At 65.6% G+C, this 18470-nt stretch carries 17 protein-coding genes; 7 read left to right on the forward strand and 10 right to left on the reverse strand.

The genetic code is table 11. From position 1 onward, the window contains the following. Positions 1–3: 3 nt before the first annotated feature. The 7 genes from BMX43_RS00140 to BMX43_RS00170 all read left to right on the forward strand — a co-directional run bounded on the left by BMX43_RS00140 (position 4) and on the right by BMX43_RS00170 (position 8119). On the forward strand, positions 4–1329 hold the full coding sequence (locus tag BMX43_RS00140; protein ID WP_091294952.1) for an ABC transporter substrate-binding protein: 1326 nt from the start codon (positions 4–6) through the stop codon (positions 1327–1329). 52 nt (positions 1330–1381) lie between these two features. Continuing rightward, positions 1382–2128 (forward strand): ABC transporter ATP-binding protein, encoded by a 747-nt coding sequence (locus tag BMX43_RS00145; protein WP_091294956.1) that lies wholly within the window; start codon positions 1382–1384, stop codon positions 2126–2128. A 148-nt stretch (positions 2129–2276) separates the two neighbouring features. After that, the gene (locus tag BMX43_RS00150; protein ID WP_091294960.1) at positions 2277–3521 is read left to right on the forward strand and encodes an SfnB family sulfur acquisition oxidoreductase; all 1245 of its coding nucleotides are present in this window, start codon (positions 2277–2279) and stop codon (positions 3519–3521) included. Between the two features lie 3 nt (positions 3522–3524). Then, on the forward strand, positions 3525–4727 hold the full coding sequence (locus BMX43_RS00155; RefSeq protein ID WP_091294964.1) for an SfnB family sulfur acquisition oxidoreductase: 1203 nt from the start codon (positions 3525–3527) through the stop codon (positions 4725–4727). Further along, the gene (locus BMX43_RS00160) at positions 4727–6118 is read left to right on the forward strand and encodes an LLM class flavin-dependent oxidoreductase (protein WP_091294968.1); all 1392 of its coding nucleotides are present in this window, start codon (positions 4727–4729) and stop codon (positions 6116–6118) included. The genes BMX43_RS00155 and BMX43_RS00160 overlap by 1 nt, the downstream gene beginning before the upstream one ends. Continuing rightward, positions 6115–7263, forward strand: coding sequence for an FMNH2-dependent alkanesulfonate monooxygenase (ssuD, locus tag BMX43_RS00165; protein WP_091294973.1), 1149 nt, complete (start codon positions 6115–6117; stop codon positions 7261–7263). Before BMX43_RS00160 ends, ssuD begins: the two co-directional genes overlap by 4 nt. 10 nt (positions 7264–7273) lie before the next feature. After that, positions 7274–8119, forward strand: a complete 846-nt coding sequence (locus BMX43_RS00170; RefSeq protein ID WP_091294977.1) for an amidohydrolase family protein — start codon at positions 7274–7276, stop codon at positions 8117–8119. A gap of 77 nt (positions 8120–8196) precedes the next feature. Here BMX43_RS00170 and BMX43_RS00175 read toward each other — a convergent pair whose 3' ends face one another. The 10 genes from BMX43_RS00175 to BMX43_RS00215 form a co-directional block, all read right to left on the reverse strand. Next, the gene (locus tag BMX43_RS00175; protein ID WP_091294982.1) at positions 8197–8850 is read right to left on the reverse strand and encodes a methionine ABC transporter permease; all 654 of its coding nucleotides are present in this window, start codon (positions 8848–8850) and stop codon (positions 8197–8199) included. Continuing rightward, the gene (locus BMX43_RS00180; protein ID WP_091294987.1) at positions 8831–9910 is read right to left on the reverse strand and encodes a methionine ABC transporter ATP-binding protein; all 1080 of its coding nucleotides are present in this window, start codon (positions 9908–9910) and stop codon (positions 8831–8833) included. The genes BMX43_RS00175 and BMX43_RS00180 overlap by 20 nt, the downstream gene beginning before the upstream one ends. After that, positions 9907–10713 carry a MetQ/NlpA family ABC transporter substrate-binding protein gene (locus tag BMX43_RS00185; RefSeq protein WP_091294991.1) on the reverse strand — a complete coding sequence of 269 codons (807 nt, stop codon included), beginning with the start codon at positions 10711–10713 and terminating at the stop codon, positions 9907–9909. The genes BMX43_RS00180 and BMX43_RS00185 overlap by 4 nt, the downstream gene beginning before the upstream one ends. Positions 10714–10891: 178 nt before the next feature. Beyond that, positions 10892–12319: an FAD/NAD(P)-binding protein gene (locus tag BMX43_RS00190; RefSeq protein ID WP_091294994.1), complete on the reverse strand. Its 1428-nt coding sequence runs from the start codon at positions 12317–12319 to the stop codon at positions 10892–10894. Positions 12320–12413: 94 nt separating this feature from the next. Then, on the reverse strand, positions 12414–12917 hold the full coding sequence (locus BMX43_RS00195; protein WP_217643916.1) for a hypothetical protein: 504 nt from the start codon (positions 12915–12917) through the stop codon (positions 12414–12416). Between the two features lie 407 nt (positions 12918–13324). Then, entirely contained in the window at positions 13325–14683 is a 1359-nt protein-coding gene (locus BMX43_RS00200; protein ID WP_091294999.1) for an FGGY-family carbohydrate kinase, read from the reverse strand. A 10-nt stretch (positions 14684–14693) separates the two neighbouring features. Continuing rightward, positions 14694–15008, reverse strand: a complete 315-nt coding sequence (rhaM, locus tag BMX43_RS00205) for an L-rhamnose mutarotase (protein ID WP_091295002.1) — start codon at positions 15006–15008, stop codon at positions 14694–14696. Then, a complete protein-coding gene (locus BMX43_RS19650; RefSeq protein ID WP_175481973.1) occupies positions 15008–15985 on the reverse strand; it encodes an ABC transporter permease in 978 nt (325 codons plus the stop codon). Before BMX43_RS19650 ends, rhaM begins: the two co-directional genes overlap by 1 nt. Next, a complete protein-coding gene (locus BMX43_RS19655; RefSeq protein ID WP_175481974.1) occupies positions 15986–16954 on the reverse strand; it encodes an ABC transporter permease in 969 nt (322 codons plus the stop codon). Further along, entirely contained in the window at positions 16951–18447 is a 1497-nt protein-coding gene (locus BMX43_RS00215; protein ID WP_091295005.1) for a sugar ABC transporter ATP-binding protein, read from the reverse strand. The genes BMX43_RS19655 and BMX43_RS00215 overlap by 4 nt, the downstream gene beginning before the upstream one ends. Between the last annotated feature and the right edge of the window lie 23 nt (positions 18448–18470).

Here is an 18470-nt window from a genome sequence, read left to right on the forward strand (position 1 = left end):
CTCATGTCTTTCCTCACCCGCATCGCGCCCGCGCTGCTGGCCGCAACCTTCCTTGCCAGCCCCGTTCTGGCAGATGACCAGCATTTCCCGCTGCAATCCTATCGCGTCGGCCCCTATGCCGCCGGCGGCACCGGGTTCTTCGGCGGGTTCATCGACTACATGACCCTGATCAACACCCGTGACGGCGGGGTGAACGGGGTGAAGCTCACATGGTCCGAGGGCGAAACCGAATATGAGGTCGAAAAGGGGGTCGAGGTCTATCAGCGCCTGAAATCCAACCCCGGCATCGCCGCCTGGAACCCGCTGTCGGTGGGCATCGCCTATGCGATGATTGATGGCGTGACCGCCGACAAGACCCCGCTGATCACCATCAACCATGGCCGCACCGATACGACCGACGGGCGGGTGTTCCCCTATGTGTTCCCGCTGTTGCTGAATCCCTATTCGGAAACCTCGGGGATCGTGAACTATATCGCGTCCAAAGAGGGCGGGCCCGAGGCGCTGAAGGGCAAGAAGATCGCCGTGCTGTATCACGGCTCGCCCTATGGCAAGGAAACCATCCCGATCTATGAGCTTCTGGCCCAGAAATACGGCTTTGATCTGGTGCAGATCGAGGTGCCGCATCCGGGCAATGAACAGGGCGCGCAATGGTTGCAGATCCGGCGCGAAAAGCCCGATTACGTCGTGCTGCGCGGCTGGGGCGTGATGAACCCGGTGGCGCTGACCACGGCGCAGCGCAATGGCTTTCCGGTGGATCGCATCATCGGCAATGTCTGGTCGAACAGCGAAGAAGACGTGCGCCCGGCGGGCGATGCCGCCATCGGCTATACCGCCATCACCACCCAGGCCTCGGGCAACCAGTATCCGGTGCTGCAGGAAATCATCAAGACGGTCTATGACGCGGGCAAGGGCAACCTGTCCGATCCGGCCCGCATCGGCTCGGTCTACCACAACCTTGGCATCGTGAACGGCATCCTGAACGTCGAGGCGGTGCGCATCGCGCAGGCCCGGTTCGGCAACCGCACCCTGACGGGCGACGAGGTGCGCTGGGGCTTTGAACACCTGCAACTGTCGCCCGAACGGGTCAAGGAACTGGGCGCCGAAAACCTGTTCCGCTCGATCAACGTGACCTATGACAATCACGAGGGCGAGGGCTACGTCACCTTCCAGCAATGGGATGGCCAGAAGTGGAACGTGGTGTCGGACTGGATCGCGCCGGACTGGGCGCTGTTGCGCCCGATCATCGAAAAGTCATCCGAGGCCTATGCCAAGGAAAAGGGCCTGCCGATCCGCAGCGCGGCGGATGCTGACGCCGCGGTCAGCAACTGATCCCTGCCGGGGCGCCCGATCCGGGCGCCCCCTTCGCCGGAAAGGAAACCCGATGTCAGTCCTGCTGGAATTTCGCGATGTCTCGGCCAGTTACAACGGCGCGATTGCCGCCTTGCACGGAGTCAACCTGACCCTGCACGACGGCGAATTTGCCGCCCTTCTGGGGGCCAACGGGGCGGGCAAGACCACGCTGCTGAAAGCCGCCTCCAACCTGCTGCCCGCCGAACGCGGGCGCATCACCAAAGGGCAGATCCTGTTCGACGGGCAGGATGTGACCGCCCATGACCCGGCGGATCATGTGCGCCGTGGCCTTGTGCCGGTGCTGGAGGGGCGGCGTTGCTTCAAGACCCTGAGCATCGAGGAAAACCTGATCACCGGCGCGCTTGGCAAGGGCCTTGGCCGCAGCGCCATCGCGGACGGGCTGGAGCAGATCTATGACCTGTTCCCCCGGCTGAAAGAGCGCCGCAAGGTGGCGGCGGGCCTGACCTCGGGCGGGGAACAGCAGATGGCGGCCATCGGGCGCGGGCTGATGGCACGGCCCCGGCTGTTCGTTCTGGATGAGCCCTCGATGGGTCTGGCGCCGCTGGTGGTGGCCGAGATTTTCGCGGCCCTGTCACGGCTGAACCGTGACACGGGCCTGACCTTGCTGGTGGCCGAACAGAATTCGGCCGTGGCACTGCGCCATGCGCAGCACGCCACGGTCATCGAAAACGGCCGCAGCGTGCTGCAGGGCCGCGCCGTCGATCTGGCCGCGCGCCACGACATCCGCGACAGCTATCTGGGCGGGGCGGTGGTCTGAGCCGCACCGGGGGCAAATCTTCTGCACAGCCCCCCCGGCGCAGCACGCCCGACCCCTTCCACCCCCCGGCTTTGGAATCGCCGCCATGCCGGATTTTGCCCATAATCACGATTGAATCACTCGTGCTTATTTCAGTGCAGGACAACCCATGACTCTCCAGCAGCCTCCTTCCTCCGGCGCGCAGGTTGCGCCGCGCCCGCGTCCGCCGCACCGCCCGCCGGTGCTGCCCGATGCCACCGCCGCGCTGGCCGCCGCGCAGGCGCTGGCCGATCACATCGCCCTGCTGGCGGCAGAGCGTGACCGCGACCGCCTTCTGCCCTGGCGCGAGATCGAGGCGTTTACCGCGGCCGGCCTCGGGTCCATCCTGATCCCGCGCGCCTATGGCGGGCCGGGTCTGGGCTATGAGACGCTGGCCAAGGTGTTCGAGATCCTCTGCACCGCCGACAGTTCGGTGGGCCAGATCCCGCAGAACCATTTCGGCGTGCTGCAACTGCTGGCCGAGGCTGGAACCGAGGCGCAGAAGCGCCGGTTCTTCGGGGATGTGCTGGCGGGCCACCGCATCGGTAATGCCGGGCCGGAAAAAAGCCGGGCGGTGGTGACGCACAACACCACCGGCCTGCGTCAAACGCCTGACGGGCTGCGCCTGTCGGGGCAGCGCTTCTATTCCACAGGGGCGATCTTTGCCCATTGGATCCCGACCCGCGCCAATGATGCCGAAGGGCGCCCGGTGCAGGTCTGGGTGCCGCATGATGCGCCGGGGGTGCGCGTGGTGGATGACTGGTCGGCCTTCGGGCAGCGCACCACCGCCTCGGGCACGGTGATTTTTGACGATGTGCCGGTGGCCGAGGATCAGATCATTCCGGTCTGGCAGCGCGCCGATGTGCCGGGGCTGGCCGGGCCGGTGTCGCAGCTCATCCAGGCTGCGATCGACAGCGGCATCGCCCTTGGCGCCTTTGCCGACACGCTGGCGTTTCTGCGCAGCAAGTCGCGGCCCTGGGTCGATAGCGGCGTCGCCCGCGCGGTGGATGACCCCTATATCATCGCCGAGGTCGGGCGGCTGCAGATCGACATTCACGCGGCGCAAACCGTGCTGCGCCGCGCCGCGCGCCTGCTGGATGACATCGCCACCCGCCCCATCACCGCCGAAAGCAGCGCCCGCGCCTCGGTTGCGGTGGCCGAAGCCAAGGTGCTGACCTCGGAAGTCGCGCTGGAGGCCGCAGAAAAGCTGTTCGAGCTGGCTGGCAGCGCCGCCACCCGCGCAGGCCCGAACCTTGGCCGCCATTGGCGCAATGCGCGGGTGCATACGCTGCACGACCCGCTGCGCTGGAAGTTTCACCTGTTGGGCAACTGGCATCTGAACGGTGCCTTGCCCGCCCGCCATCAATGGAACTGAGCCATGACCAACCCCGCTCCCCTGCCGCCCGACGCGCATATCATCCGATCCGACGCCGAGGCGCTGGACGTGGCGCAGGCCCTTGCCGCGCGCTTTGCCCCCGGCGCCTCGGCCCGCGACCGCGACCGGCTGCTGCCCTGGGATGAACTGGACAGCTTTTCCGCCTCGGGGCTGTGGGGCATCACAGTGCCGCGCGCCTTTGGCGGGGCAGGGGTGTCGATGGTGACGCTGGCGCAGGTGACGGCGATCATCGCCGCCGCCGACGGGTCGCTGTCGCAGATCCCGCAGAACCATTTCTACGCGCTGGAGGTGGTGCGCTCTGGCGCGCGCGAGGCGCAGAAGCGGTTCTTCTTCCAGAAGGCGCTGCAGGGCCTGCGCTTTGGCAATGCCCTGGCCGAGATCAGCCACCGCGATTTCAAACGCCGCACGCGGCTGGTGCGCACGCCCGGCGGGCAGGTGCTGCACGGACAGAAATTCTATTGCACCGGCGCGATCTATGCCCATTGGATTCCGACCCTTGCGGTCGATGATGCCGAGGTGCAGCAGCTGGTCTTCATCCCGCGCCGCGCGCCGGGGGTCAGCATCACCGACGATTGGGACGGGTTCGGCCAGCGGGTCACCGGCTCTGGCTCGGTCAGCTTCGATCAGGTGGCGGTGCAGCCCGAATGGGTGGTGCCGTTCCAGACCAGTTTCGAGCGCCCGACCCCGATCGGCCCGGTGGCGCAACTGATCCATGCCGCCATCGACCTTGGGCTGGGGCAGGGCGCCTTTGCCGCCACGCTGCCCTTCATCCGCGACCGCGCCCGGCCCTGGCTGGATGCGCGGGTGGCGACGGCGGCGGAAGATCCGCTGACGCTGGCCGGGCTGGGCGATGTGTCGGTGCGGCTGACGGCAGCCGAGGCGCTGCTGCAGCGTGCGGGCGAAGCGGTGGATGCCGCCATTGCCGACCCGACCGAAGGCTCGGTGGCCGAAGCCTCGGTTGCCGTGGCCGAAGCCAAGGTGCTGACCACGAAGGCCGGGCTGCTGGCCGCCAGCAAACTGTTCGAATTCACCGGCACCTCGGCCACCTTCGCGCCCGACAATCTGGATCGCCACTGGCGCAATGTGCGCACTCATACGCTGCACGACCCCGTGCGCTGGAAATATCATGCCGTGGGCAACTTTGCCCTGAACGGCGTCAATCCCCCCCGACACGGAGCGATCTGATGGCTGCCGAAAAGCTTGGAAAGCACATCCTCGTCAATGCCTTCACCATGGCCTGCGTGGGCCATATCAACCATGGCCAATGGACCCATCTGCGCGACCGCTCGATGGATTTCAACAGCCTGAAATACTGGACGGATCTGGCGAAAACGCTGGAACGCGGGCTGTTTGACGCGGTATTCCTCGCCGATATCCTGGGCGTCTATGACGTTTACGGGGCCGGGGTCGAGGTCACCACGCGCGAGGCGGTGCAGTTTCCGGTCAACGATCCGCTGGTGCTGGTATCGGCCATGGCGGCGGTCACGCGGCATCTGGGCTTTGGCGTCACGGTGAACGTGAACCACGAGGCGCCCTATACCTTTGCCCGCCGCATTTCGACGCTGGATCACCTGACCCGCGGGCGGATCGGCTGGAACATCGTCACCGGCTATCTGGACAGCGCGGCACGGGCGGTGGGGCGCAAGGCGCAGGCCGGGCATGACCAGCGCTATGACCAGGCCGACGACTACCTCGAAGGGCTTTACAAGCTGTGGGAGGGGTCATGGGACGACGATGCCGTGATCGCTGACAAGGTGGCCCGCCTTTATGCCGATCCGGCCAAGGTGCGCCCGGTGCGCCATGACGGGCCGTTCTACCAGTTCGAGGGCTATCACCTGTCGCAACCCTCGCGCCAGCGCACGCCGGTGCTGTTTCAGGCGGGCACCTCGGGGCGGGGGCAGCTTTTCGCGGCGCGTCATGCCGAATGCGTATTCATCTCGGCGCCCGACAAGGCGGCGGCGCGCAGTGCTGCCCGGGCGATCCGGCGCGCGGTGGCCGATGCCGGGCGCGACCCGTCGGATGTGCGCATCCTTGCGGGCATCGCCGTGATTGCAGACCGCAGCGAGGCCGCCGCCCGCGAAAAGCTGGCCGAATACCGCGCCGCCTCCAGCCCCGAGGCGGGGTTGGCGCATTACTCGGCCTCGCTGGGCATCGACTTTGCCCGCTACGGGCTGGATGACCCGATCCCCTTCGGCCAGTCGAACGCCATCCAGTCGGCGGCGAAGATCGCCGAAAGCCGGGGCTATACCAAGCGCGTACTGCTGGACCAACTGGCACTTGGCGGGCGCTATCCGCTGGCGGTGGGCACGCCGGTGCAGGTGGCCGACGCGCTGGAATCCTGGATACGCGAGGGCGAGATCGACGGGTTCAACCTGACCCGCATCGTCACCCCCGAAAGCTATACCGATTTCGCCGATCTGGTGGTGCCCGAATTGCAGACGCGCGGCAGCTATAAAACCGGATACGGCGAAGGCAGCCTGCGCCACCGCATCTTCGGCAAGGGCGACCGCCTGCCCGTCACCCATACGGCGCAGGGCTTTCGCCCCGCCGCCCCGCTGCTAGGAGCTGCAGAATGACCGCGCATCCCACCCCCGACATCTTCTGGTTCCTGCCCACCTCGGGCGATACCCGCTATCTGGGCACATCAGATTTCGGCCGGGCGCCCAGTCTGGATTACCTGCGCGACATCGCGGTGACGGCAGATCGGCTGGGCTATGACGGGCTGCTGATCCCCACCGGCGCCTCGTGCCAGGATCCTTGGGTGGTGGCGGCCAGCCTGATCCATGCCACGCAGCGCATCAAGCTGCTGGTGGCGCTGCGCACCTCGATCTCTGGCCCCACGGCCTCGGCCCGGCAGGCGGCAACGCTGGATCAGGCGCTGAACGGGCGCTTGCTGCTGAACGTGGTGCCGGGGGGCGATGCCACCGAACTGGCCGCCGATGGCGCGTTTTTCAGCCATGATGGCCGCTATGAAAATGCCGATGAATTCCTGACCGTCTGGCGGCGCCTGCTGGCGGGCGAGACGGTGGATTTCGCGGGCAAACACATTCGGGTCGAGGGCGCGCGAAACTTTCACCCTGCCGTGCAACGCCCCTATCCGCCGCTGTATTTCGGCGGGTCTTCGCCCGCCGCGCATGATCTGGCCGCGAAACATGTCGATGCCTATCTGACCTGGGGCGAACCCCCGGCGCAGGTGGCCGAAAAGATCGCCGATGTGCGGGCGCGGGCGGCGAAACAGGGCCGGACGCTGCGCTTTGGCGTGCGCCTGCATGTCATCGCCCGCGAAACCGAGGCCGAGGCCTGGGCCGAGGCCGACCGGCTGATTTCGCGCCTGACCGATGCCGAGATTGCGGCGGCGCAGGCGGGGCAGGCCCGGATGGATTCGGTGGGTCAGGCGCGCATGGCGGCGCTGCATGGCGGGCAGCGCGACCGGCTGGTGATCGGCCCCAACCTCTGGGCCGGGGTCGGCCTTGTGCGGGGCGGGGCGGGCACGGCGCTGGTGGGCGCGCCCGATCAGATCGCCGCCCGGCTGCGCGACTATCAGGCGCTTGGCGTCGATACCTTCGTGCTGTCGGGCTATCCGCATCTGGAGGAATCCATCCGCTTTGCCGAACTGGTCTTCCCACTGCTGGGCAAGACGGCAGTGACGCTGCGCGAAAGCAGCCAGACCGGCGGCGCCTTCGATGTGCGCCACATTCAAAGACAGGCCTCGGCCAGCTAAAGGAAATCCCATGAAAATCATCGACATGCGCTGCCGCCCGGCCTATTTGCACGATTTCTTCGGCAAGACGCCGGGGGGGCCGGATTACGCGGTGGTGAAATGGCTGAACACCCGGGTGGGCACGCGCGGCACCCCGGAACATTTCACCCGCTCTGCCACGCCCGAGGGCTTTCTGGCGGAGGTGGCGGAGGCCGGGCTGACCCGCGCGGTCGTGGTGGGGCGGCACACGCCCGGCCAGCATCTGCCCAATGACACGATCCACCAGATCGCCAGCACCTCGCCGCTGCTGGAAGGCATCGGTTCGGTGGATATCATCAGCCAGGGCCGCCAGACCGCGCTGGACGAGGCCGAACGCGCCATCCTGACGCTGGGCCTGAAAGGCATCGACGTGGAGCCGGGTTTCGGCACCCCGCCGCGCCATGCCGATGACGCGGCCTTCTTTCCGCTTTACGATCTGTTGCAGGCGCTGAAGGTGCCGCTGTTCCTGATGAGCGGCCCGACCACCCCCGACCCGCGCTTCAACGACCCGGCGCCGGTGGCCAATGTGGCGCGCGCCTTTCCGCGGCTGAAGATCGCCGCCTATCACGGGTTCTGGCCCAATGTGGCGGGCATCGTCGGCGTGGCCTTCCGGCATGAAAACGTGTTCCTGATCCCCGACATGTATCTGTTCCAGCCCGGATCGGCGCTTTATGTCGAGGCGGCGAACAGCTTTCTGGCCGATCAGCTTCTGTTCGGCTCGTCCTACCCGTTCCGCCCGATCCGGCAAAGCATCGAGGATATTCAGGCGCTTGGCCTGAAAGACGCGGTGCTGGAAAAGGTGTTGCACGACAATGCCGCGCGGCTGCTGGATCTGTAAGCGCCGCCCCAGATGCAGAAAGGGCCGGGAGCGATCCCGGCCCTTTTGCGTTTTTGGCGGGGGCTGCACCCCCCGCCCTACCGCGCCCGCAACCGGCGGACCACAGTATCCCCCGCGCCCTGCACGAGGCTGACCAGAGCGACAAGGATCACGATGACCGCCACCATGACCGTGGTGTCAAACCGTTGATAGCCATAGCGGATGGCCACATCGCCAAGGCCCCCGGCGCCCACGGCGCCTGCCATGGCCGAGGCACCGATCATCGACACCACCGTGATGGTAAACCCGCCGATGATGCCCGGCAGCGCCTCGGGCAGCAGCACATGGCGCACGATGTTCCAGCGGCTGGCGCCGATGGATTGCGCAGCCTCCACCAGCCCCGGATCGACCTCGCGCAGGCTGACCTCGGCAATGCGGGCAAAGAACGGCGTGGCCGAGATCGACAGCGGCACGACGGCGGCCCAGACCCCGATCGTCGTGCCGGTGATCAACCGGGTCAACGGGATCAGCGCCACCAGCAGCACGATGAAGGGCACGGCGCGAAAGCCGTTCACAATCGCCCCCAGCACCCGGTTCAGCCGCGGCGCCGGAAAGAAGCCGCCGGGGCCCGAGGTGACCAGAAACACCGCCAGCGGAATGCCCGCCAGCACCGCGATCCCGGCCGAGGCCGAGACCATCAGCACCGTGTCGAAAAACGCGGCAATCAGCCGGTCAATCATTTGCGGCGACATGGCCCAGCCTCCGTGCCTTTGCGGACAGCGTTGCAGGGTCAAACCCCTGCGGCGCCAGAACCACCAGCCGCCCGACGGCATGGCCCTGAATCGGATCGACCTGCGCCTGCACCAGCCGCAGACCCGGCGCCAGAACGGCCAGATCGGGCGCAGCCTCACCGGCGAAGGGCAGTTCGATCACCTGCAGATCGCCGGGTTCGGCCCGGTCATGCAGCCGCGCCGACAGATCTTCGGGCAGGGCGCGGGTCAGCGGCGCCAGCAGGGCCTGGGTCGCCGCGTGCTGCGGCCTGGTAAACACCTGCCAGACCGGCCCCATCTCGGCCACACGGCCCCGCTCCAGCACGACAACCCGGTGGCAGATTTCGCGGATCACGCTCATCTCGTGGGTGATCAGCACCACGGTCAGCCCCAGACGGCGGTTGATGTCGCGCAGCAGGCGCAGGATCGACAGCGTGGTTTCCGGGTCCAGCGCCGAGGTCGCCTCGTCACACAGCAGGATTTCGGGGCGCATCACCAGCGCGCGGGCAATGCCCACCCGCTGTTTCTGCCCGCCCGACAGGCGCGAGGGATAGGTGTCTTCCTTGCCCTCCAGCCCGACCAGCCGCAACACCTCGGCCACCCGCGCCGCGGCTTCAGCCTGCTGCACGCCCGCGATGCGCAGCGGCAGGGCCACGTTTTCGCGCACCGTCTTGGCCGACAGCAGGTTGAAATGCTGGAAGATCATGCCGATGCGGCGGCGCAGCCGGATCAGACCGGCCTCACCCAGCCCGGCGATGTCTTCGCCATCCACCAGCACGCGCCCTTCGGTCGGCTGTTCCAGCCGGTTGATGCTGCGCAGCAGGCTGGATTTCCCGGCGCCCGACCGGCCGATGATGCCGAAAATCTCGCCCGGCTGGATCTCCAGATCAATGTCCTGCAACGCCTGAACCTCTCCGGCGGACGAGGTGTAGGTCTTGCCCAGCCCCTGAAACTGCACCGAACCGGCGATGCGATGCGCCTGCGCGGCGGAGGCGGCCTGCGCCCCCGCCTGCGGCAGCGGAATGACAGCCGCGCCGGTCATTTCAGCAACCACGCCAGCACATAGAGCTTGTCGCTGCCCGCAAAGGATGTGTGGATCTGATCCTTGACCGCCTGCGAGCCATGGAACAGCTTGACGAAGGCCTGAATGCGCGGGTCGTTTTCCTCGCCCGCGCGCGACACGAAGCTGACGTTGAAGATCTTGTCCTCGACCCCCGAATAGATCAGCCCCGAGGTCGGATCAAAGGCGCCCGAGGCCACGATGAAATGCGGATAACCCTGCGCCAGATCGACATCGGGGGTCACATGCACGAGCTGCGGGCCCTCGACCTCGGTGAATTGCAGGTTTTTGGGGTTGGCGGTGATGTCATCCAGCGTGCCCTTGAAGCCCACGCCCTGCTTCAGCGTGATCAGCCCGGCCTTCTGCAGCAGCAGCAGCCCGCGCCCCTGGTTCACCGGGTCATTGGCCACTGCCACGCTGCCACCTTCGGGAAGTTCGTCCAGCGATTTGTGTTTCAGCGAGAAGAAGCCGAAGTTCTGCAGGATGCCCGGCGCGACGACGGCAAAGTCATAACCCTTTTCGGCCTCGGTATTCTCCATGAAGGGTTGGTGCTGGAAGAAGTTCAGGTCGATGTCCTTGGCATCCAGCGCAAGGTTGGGGGTGTTCCAGTCGGAAAACTCGATCACCTCGACCTCCAGCCCCTGCGCCTTGGCCTCTTCGGCGGCGACGCCGACAGCATCGGCATAGGCGCCGGGAACGACCCCGATCTTCAGGGTCTCTGCCAGCGAGGGCAAGGCGGTGGCAAGGGTCAGGGCCGTAGCAAGGGCAAATGATTTCAACGTCATGGCAGGGAATCCTTTCGTGTGGGGAGAGGCTGGTCTGAAGGGGAAGATCAATCACGACCAGTTTTGTAGATATAAATCTAGCCCCGCAAACGCCTCACAGCCATTCCAAATTGCTGCACCTGCAAAGCAGGGTTTTTCCCTTTGTCCCCCGAAGTTGGAAGGAAATTCGCGCGCCGGGTCAGCCCGGCTGCGCCGCGATTTGGGGCAATGCGGCCCGAATCTGCACGGCCACATGTTCGGCCCAGGCAGTGACCTCGGGCACGCCCATCAGTTCGCCCATCGTGCCGCGCGCCAGCGGCCCGGCGACGAACAGGCCCGGCACCGGACCCGCCACCCCGACGGCCTGCCCGTTCTGTGCGGTGGCCAGCCCAAGGCGCAGCGGGTCGGGCTGCACCAAGCCCAGTGCCGCCAGCGCGGCCAGCGCCGGATTGCCCGCGATCACCTGCCCATGCGCCGGGCCGGTGGCCAGCACAACCCGATCCACCGTCAGATGCGCCAGTTCTGACTTGCCGCGCGGCCGGATCGTCACCTCGATCCCGCGCGGCTTGCGCTGCGCGCCGATGATGCGGGCGGCGTGAAAGAAGGCACGCTTGTCCCGCTCGGCCCGCTGCAGCGTGGCATGGGTCTGCGGCGCGATGCGGAAGCGGTGAATGTCCCACAGGGCGCGCAGATGGCGCAGAAAGCGCTTGCGCTCGGGCTGGGGCAGGGCGGCCCAGATCGCCGGGCCCTGGGCGCGCAACCGATCAAACACCGGGTGCCAGGTCAGCCCGCACGCGGCATCCGCCCGCAGCGCCGCCCGCACCCGACGCAGCAGGGCCAGCGCGGTGGTGGCGGGGACTGTTGCGAAATCGGCGGTGGTTTCGGGCTGTTTCGGCCCATGCGGTTGCGACCGCCAGCCGTGGCGCGACAACAGATGCACCGCGCCACGCTGGCCTTGCCGGGCCAGCGTGGCCAGAATGTCGGCGGCGGTCAGGCCCGATCCCACGATCAGCACCCGATCCTGCGGCGCGATTGCAGCCAGCGCCCCGGGCACCGCGACATCGCTGGTCAGCGCGGCGTCCCCGGCAAGGTTGGCCAGTTCGGCGGGCAGGGCAGGCGGCGGATGCGACACCGCCAGCACCACCACATCCGCTGCCAGAGGATCGCCGCTGCTGCCCTGCAGCAGATAGCGCCCCGCCTCGGTGGTGATGCCGGTCACCGTCTCGCGGCGATGGGTGATCCGCCCCGCCTCGAGGGCCGTGGCCAGATGCGCGGCAACATATTGTCCAAAGACTGCGCGGGGGGCGAACACCTCGCCCGCCAACGTGGCACTGCCCGGCGGCAGGCTGGGCGCGGCAGACGAGGCGAGCCAGGTCCTGAAATGCAAGGGGTCGGCGCTGACCAGCGTCATACGGTGATCGGGCACGTTCAGCCGGTGATCCGGGTCCGGGGTGGAATAGGCCAGACCGCGCCCCAGATCGGGCCGTGGCTCGAACACCACGATCTCTGCCTCGGTCGCGCCATGCGCCAGATGCCAGGCCACGGCGGCACCGCTATACCCGCCGCCAACGATGGCGATGACGGGGCGGCAGGGGGCGGGTGTGATATCCGCACGGTTCACATACATGGGCAGGTTCCCTTCTGGTCTGAAATGCAGCGCGCTGCCCTGCGATGCAGGGCAGCGGATGAAAGTGATCGGATCGGACAGCCGGGCATGGGCATCACGTCATCGCCAGCCCTGCGTCCTGCCGCAGGGACAGCAGGCTGGCGAGCCCCATCAGCGCCGCGACCAGACGGTTCCGCCGCTGCCGCTGATCCTTGACCGCGCAGTGCAGGTGTTCGGCCAATGCCCGCGTTGTGATGGCCCCCGCCGGATTCGCGTTTTCCGTCAGGACAAAGGTGATCCGCGCCGCGCCGCGCAGGCTGGCGACATCCGGCAGGCTGTCAAACACCGGGTCGATCAGCCGGATCGTGCGGCTGGCCAGATGCGGCCACTCGGCCAGAACCTGCAGGATCAGCCCGGCCATGGCACCGCGCGCCGTGATTTCCGACGCCGGATGGAACAGCAGGGTTTCCGCGATTTCAAACGGATGGGGCAAAGGCCCCCCGGCTGCCCCCGGATCAAAGGCCATGGGCCGACTTTGGCCCGGGGCGTGGCGCGCATCGTTGGCGCAAGCCATCCGCCGAAACGCCCGAGCGGTTTCCTCTGCGTGAAGATTTGCCATTTGCACCAACTCCCTCTCGTCTGGATGTATTAAATCTACCTCTCTTGTCGTGTTTTTTGGTTCTCTTTTGTCCATGCCGCACAGGGTGGTTTTCTTGTTTGCCCCCGCTATCACAGGGTTTTCGCCGACATGCCCCATCGGGCGGGGGGAGCGGCACGCGCGGACGGAGGGGGCGATTCGCCCGCTCATCCGCCGCAGAGCGTGAAAGCGGGCATGTCATCACCATGCGCGCGTCTGTCATGCAGAGCGCAGCGCCAGATGACCTTCGACAACCGCCGACACCCGAAGCGGTGGCGGCGTGACCGAGGCGGATAATCAATTGGAAAACGCCCGGACCCTGTTCAGCGCAACCGGACCATCTGTCACAGACGCGACCCGGCGTCGGGGGCAGGCCGTTCAGCCCTCGGTCACCGTGCCAAAAGGCTGTGCCAGCGCCGCGCATATTGAAGGTAGCGTGGCCCGTCGATCTCTGGACCATAGCGCAGCGTCGCATGTGGCGCGGCAGTTCGCAGCATCAACAGCGCCGCGCCAATTGCGGTGCCGGTGGTCGATGCGGCTGTTTCCACACCCTCGGGCCGCAGGCTGGCCAGCATGTCAAGGTAATCGGAGTTACGGGCGAAAGGGCCCTCCACAATGACAGGCCCCCGCGCGCCGATCAGGCTCAGGCAGGTGTCGGTCATCAGTGCCAGATACCAGGACAGCGCCACCCGCTTTTGACCGGAGGTCCGGGGCTGCGCTGTCCAGGCCATCTGCCGCCCCGCGAAGGGGCCGGACGCGGGTTCAACGGCCGGCAGCAGGGCGAGCCCGGCCGCCAAGACCTGCGCCCGGTCTTCCGGCAGGATACTGTTGCCCAACCCGGCGGCGATGATCTCAAACTCCCGCCCGCCCATGAAACGCGCCGAAGGCACGGGTTGGCCCAGGGCGCTGACATTGACCAGCACATCCCGCGTGGCGTCCAGAAGGGTGGTTTCGGCGCCCACCGCCATCGACACCACCCATGTCCCCGTGGAAACCACCGCGAAAGGGCCCGTCCGCGCCCTGAGATATGGGTAGATCGAGGCATTGGAATCATGAATGCCGACGCTGACGGGAGTACCCGCCGGGATACCTGTTTGCGCCGCCACCTTGTGCAAAAGCCCGCCCAGACGCGCGCCCGGCAGCCGGGCCGGTGCCAGAACGCCCGCAAGCCCCAGCTTTTCGACAAGCGTGGAAAACTGCCCTTGCCAAGGGTTCCACAAATCGGAGTGACAGCCCAGGGAGGACACGTCAGAGGCCAGCTCGCCGGTCAGAAGAAAGCCCCAATACTGCGGATAGGTCACAATCGCATGGGTCCGCGCCCGCAATCCGGGATCGGTGGCAAGCTGCCAATACAGTTGCGCCCCAAGGTTCAGCCCCATGGCCAGACGCGGCGACCCGGTTTCGGCAAAATCCGGGCGCAGCGCGTCATAGGCCGCAGCCATTGCATCGGGGCCGGGGTGTTCATAGTCCAGCATGGGGGCAGCAAGCCCGCCCGCTGCATCCAGAAACACCGCCGCAGCCCCATGGGTCGTCACCGAAATCGCGGCAATGCCGTAATCACGGTGAAACTGCGCCAGCCCGGACAGCAGAAATTGCCAATGCCCGTCCAGATCGAAATGCGGCCAGGGCGGACCCGGCAACACCGAGTTGGGGCGTGTGATCACCGCCCGTTCGGCAAGGGTTTCGGCATCGACCAGCGCCAGCTTGGCATTGGTCTTGCCGATGTCGATGACGGCGATATGTGTCATGTCCAGATCATCATGGCATATGGAATACCGGAACCAGCGGCACCGCCACGGGTTCGCTATCGGCATGGGTTTCCATGATATCGGCCATATGCGCCCACCAGCGTTTCATCACCGCTGACTCGGACAACGCCGCCATGCCATGATCCTTGCGCCGCAACAGAACCCCGAACAGAATACTGGTTTCGGGATCAAGGTAGATGGAATAATCCTTCACCCCCGCCCCGTGCAGCAGCTCCACCAGTTCCGGCCAGATCTCGTCATGGCGCTTCTGGTATTCCGCCGCACAGCCGGGGGTCAGCTTCATCTTGAAGGCGTATTTTTCCATCACTTCCTCCGCAACAGCTTTGGCACGGCGATGACGCCGATCAGCAGGAACCCGAGGAAGATGCTCATCACGATCCCGGGCACGTTCAGCAGGCCAAAACCGAAGGTCACCATCCCCATGATGAAGGCCGCAAGCACGACGCCCGGAATGCTGCCCGACCCGCCCAGAATATTGACGCCGCCCAGCACAACCATCGTCACCACCTCCAACTCCATCCCCGCCGCGATGGAGGGACGGGTGGAGCCAAGCCGCGAGGTCAGGCAGACCGCCGCAATGCCCGACGTCAGGCCGGTCAGAAGGAACAGGATGAACCGCACGCGATCCACCCGGATGCCGGAAAACAGCGCGGCGGTGGGATTGTTGCCAATGGCGTAAACCGCACGGCCAAAGGTGCTGCGGTGTTGCAGCGCCCAGAAGGCCACAGCCAGCAGAGCAAACAGCACCAGTTCAAACGAGACTACCCACCACACATAGCCTTGCCCGAAGAAGGCGAAGGATTCGGGATATCCGGTGAAGGCCTCATCCCCCAGAATGATATAGCTGACACCGCGAAACAGGCTCATCGTGCCGATTGTCACGACGATCGAGGGCAGTTTCAGTCCGGCGACCAGAAAGCCGTTCACGGCGCCGCACAGCAGGCCCACCGTCAAGCCCACCCCCACCAGAACCGGCGTGCCAAACCCCGCCGACATGGCGATCCCCATCGCGGTCGAGGCCAGCGCGATGATCGAGGCAACCGACAGATCAATCTCGCCCGCGATGATCAGCATGGCCATGGCAAAGGCGATCATCGCCTTTTCGGTAAAATTGAAGGTGGCATCCGACAGGTTCCACACATTCAGGAAATAGGGCGAGGCGAAAGAGTTCGCCAGAAAGATCAGGACAAGGACAACGATCAGCAGGGCTTCCCAGCTGCGCAGAAACCGCGCAAATCCGGTTTGCAGGCGATCAGGAACGATACGAACTTGAGCCGTCATTTACGCCTCCGCCTGTTTCAGGATGATCCGCCCGCGGGGGCGGTTTTGCAGGGCATTGAAGGCCACCGCCAGTATGATCGCGCTGCCCGAGATCGCCATTTGCCAGAAGGGGGAAATGCCGATCACCGGCAGGGCATTCTTGATGATGCCAAGGAAAATGCAGCCGAGGAAAAGCCCGGTCACGCTGCCCATCCCGCCCGCAATCGAAACTCCGCCGATCACACAGGCCGCCACCACGTCCAGCTCAAACCCGCCCGCCACATCGACATAGGCCACGGCATAGCGGCTGACCCAAAGGTACCCCGTCAACCCTGCAAGCGCGCCAGATATGGCGAAGGCGGCGAACTGGCTGCGGCCCACATTGATGCCCGCATAGACCGCCGCGTGCGGGTTGCCGCCCACCGCATAGAACGACCGCCCCAGGACACTGCGCGTCAGCACCACACCAAAAGCCAGCAATATGGCAATCGCCGTCCACCCCATGACCGGAAGCCCCAGCACAGGCAGGCGGGGCAGGGCCTTGAAACCATCCGTCATCTCATGGGCGTTGATCCATTTGCCCCCCGTCATCAGAAAGATGATGCCGCGATAGATGGTCATGGTGCCAAGCGTCACAACGATGGAGGGGATACCCGCCTTCCACACCAACAGCCCGTTCACCATGCCAAGGCCCATCCCCAGCGCGACCGCCATCGGCACGATCAGCACGAGGGGCACGCCCATGCCGTTGAGCAGCGCCGCGACCATGCCCGACAGGGCGAGGGTGGCCGCGACCGACAGGTCGATGCATTTGGTCAGGATGACGATCATCTGCCCCACGGCCAGGATCATCAGGGGAGCCGTGTCATTGAACACATTGGCCAGATTGCCGATGCTGACAAAGGCCGGAAAGCGATAGGCAATCCCCGCCGTCATCACCACAATCACCAGCACAAGCAAAGCCTCGCGCGATTTCATCAGGGCTTTCATGCCGCCTCCTCAATACCTGCCGCCGCGCGGACCAGGGCCTCGGGCGTCATCTGGTCGCCCGCCACTTCCCGCACGATCCGGCCTTCGCGCATGATGATCACCCGATCCGACATGCCCAGAACCTCGGGGATTTCGCTGGACACCATGATCACAGCCAAACCTTCCGCGGCCAGTTCCGCCATGAATTCATGCACCGCCGCCTTGGACCCGATGTCGATGCCCTTGGTCGGCTCGTCCAGAATGACCACGCGGGGTTTGGTGGCCAGCCATTTGGCGATCACCACCTTTTGCTGATTGCCGCCGGAAAGCAGCCCCACATCCTGATCCAGACTGGCGGCCCGCAAATCCAGACGCCGGGTGTAAGAGCGCGTCAGCGCGAATTCATCGGCCATTTTCAGAAAACCCGCCCGGCTGGTCCGGCCAAGGCTGGGCAGGGTGACGTTCTGATAGATCGGCAGGCCCTTCACGGCCCCCTGCTTGCCCCGGTCTTCCGGCACATAGACAATCCCCGCTTCGATCGCATCATGGGTGGAGCGCAGAACGGCGATCTTGCCATCAATCCGGCACGCACCTTTCGAGGGTTTCGTGATGCCAAACAGCGCCTGCATCACCTCGGACCGGCCCGCCCCGACAAGACCATAGAAGCCCAGAATTTCACCCCGGTGCAGGGTAAAGCCGATATCCTCGAATTCGGTCGGGTGGGCATAGCCTGCGACCTTCAGCACCTCGGCCCCGATATTATGGGCGCGGGTCGGGAAAATCTGATCGACCGCACGGCCGACCATCATCTGCACAAGCTGGCTCTCGGTCACATCGGCCATGACGCCTTCGCCGACGAACTGGCCATCGCGGAACACGGTGTAGCGGTCGGCGATCCGAAAGATCTCGTCAAACTTGTGGCTGATGAAGAGAATGGCTTTGCCTTGCGCCTTCAGCGTATCGACAAGCTCGTAAAGCTCGTGGATTTCCTTGTGGCTCAGCGCGGCGGTGGGTTCATCCATGATCACCACCCGCGCCTCGATGCTCAGCGCACGCGCAATGGCGACCAGATGCTTCGAGGCAATCCCCAACTCTTTCAGCTTCAGATCCGGGTCCAGCCTGGCCCCGATGGAGGACAAGAGCCGCTCGGCCCCCGCCCTTTGCGCCGCCAGATCAATCAGGCCAAACCGGCCGCGCGGGGCGTGGCCCAGCCAGATATTCTCGGCCACGGTCATCTCATCAAACAGCACGGTTTCCTGATGAATCGCTGTCACCCCGGCCTTTGCCGCCGCATCGGGCGAGGCAAAGCTGGTGACAGCGCCGTCAACGGCGATCGAACCGCCATCGGGCTGATAGATCCCGGTCAGAACCTTGACGATTGTCGATTTTCCAGCGCCATTTTCGCCCACAAGGGCCGTCACCTGCCCCGGATAAAGATCAAGCTGCACATTCTGCAAAGCCTTCACACCCGGAAAGGATTTGGAAATGCCGCGCAGGGACAGAACGGGTTGCATAGGACATGCCTTTCGATGAGAGG

It is taken from the genome of Gemmobacter aquatilis (genome assembly GCF_900110025.1).
GTDB lineage: Bacteria > Pseudomonadota > Alphaproteobacteria > Rhodobacterales > Rhodobacteraceae > Gemmobacter > Gemmobacter aquatilis.

Coding starts and splice junctions, on each gene's coding strand:
- BMX43_RS00200 (WP_091294999.1), bottom strand. CDS start 14,683: ATGACACATATCGCCGTCATCGACATCGGCAAGACCAATGCCAAGCTG.
- BMX43_RS00170 (WP_091294977.1), top strand. CDS start 7,274: ATGAAAATCATCGACATGCGCTGCCGCCCGGCCTATTTGCACGATTTC.
- BMX43_RS00160 (WP_091294968.1), top strand. CDS start 4,727: ATGGCTGCCGAAAAGCTTGGAAAGCACATCCTCGTCAATGCCTTCACC.
- BMX43_RS00185 (WP_091294991.1), bottom strand. CDS start 10,713: ATGACGTTGAAATCATTTGCCCTTGCTACGGCCCTGACCCTTGCCACC.
- BMX43_RS00190 (WP_091294994.1), bottom strand. CDS start 12,319: ATGTATGTGAACCGTGCGGATATCACACCCGCCCCCTGCCGCCCCGTC.
- BMX43_RS00180 (WP_091294987.1), bottom strand. CDS start 9,910: ATGACCGGCGCGGCTGTCATTCCGCTGCCGCAGGCGGGGGCGCAGGCC.
- BMX43_RS00215 (WP_091295005.1), bottom strand. CDS start 18,447: ATGCAACCCGTTCTGTCCCTGCGCGGCATTTCCAAATCCTTTCCGGGT.
- BMX43_RS00140 (WP_091294952.1), top strand. CDS start 4: ATGTCTTTCCTCACCCGCATCGCGCCCGCGCTGCTGGCCGCAACCTTC.
- BMX43_RS00195 (WP_217643916.1), bottom strand. CDS start 12,917: ATGGCAAATCTTCACGCAGAGGAAACCGCTCGGGCGTTTCGGCGGATG.
- BMX43_RS00155 (WP_091294964.1), top strand. CDS start 3,525: ATGACCAACCCCGCTCCCCTGCCGCCCGACGCGCATATCATCCGATCC.
- BMX43_RS00150 (WP_091294960.1), top strand. CDS start 2,277: ATGACTCTCCAGCAGCCTCCTTCCTCCGGCGCGCAGGTTGCGCCGCGC.
- BMX43_RS00145 (WP_091294956.1), top strand. CDS start 1,382: ATGTCAGTCCTGCTGGAATTTCGCGATGTCTCGGCCAGTTACAACGGC.
- BMX43_RS00175 (WP_091294982.1), bottom strand. CDS start 8,850: ATGTCGCCGCAAATGATTGACCGGCTGATTGCCGCGTTTTTCGACACG.
- ssuD (WP_091294973.1), top strand. CDS start 6,115: ATGACCGCGCATCCCACCCCCGACATCTTCTGGTTCCTGCCCACCTCG.
- rhaM (WP_091295002.1), bottom strand. CDS start 15,008: ATGGAAAAATACGCCTTCAAGATGAAGCTGACCCCCGGCTGTGCGGCG.
- BMX43_RS19650 (WP_175481973.1), bottom strand. CDS start 15,985: ATGACGGCTCAAGTTCGTATCGTTCCTGATCGCCTGCAAACCGGATTT.
- BMX43_RS19655 (WP_175481974.1), bottom strand. CDS start 16,954: ATGAAAGCCCTGATGAAATCGCGCGAGGCTTTGCTTGTGCTGGTGATT.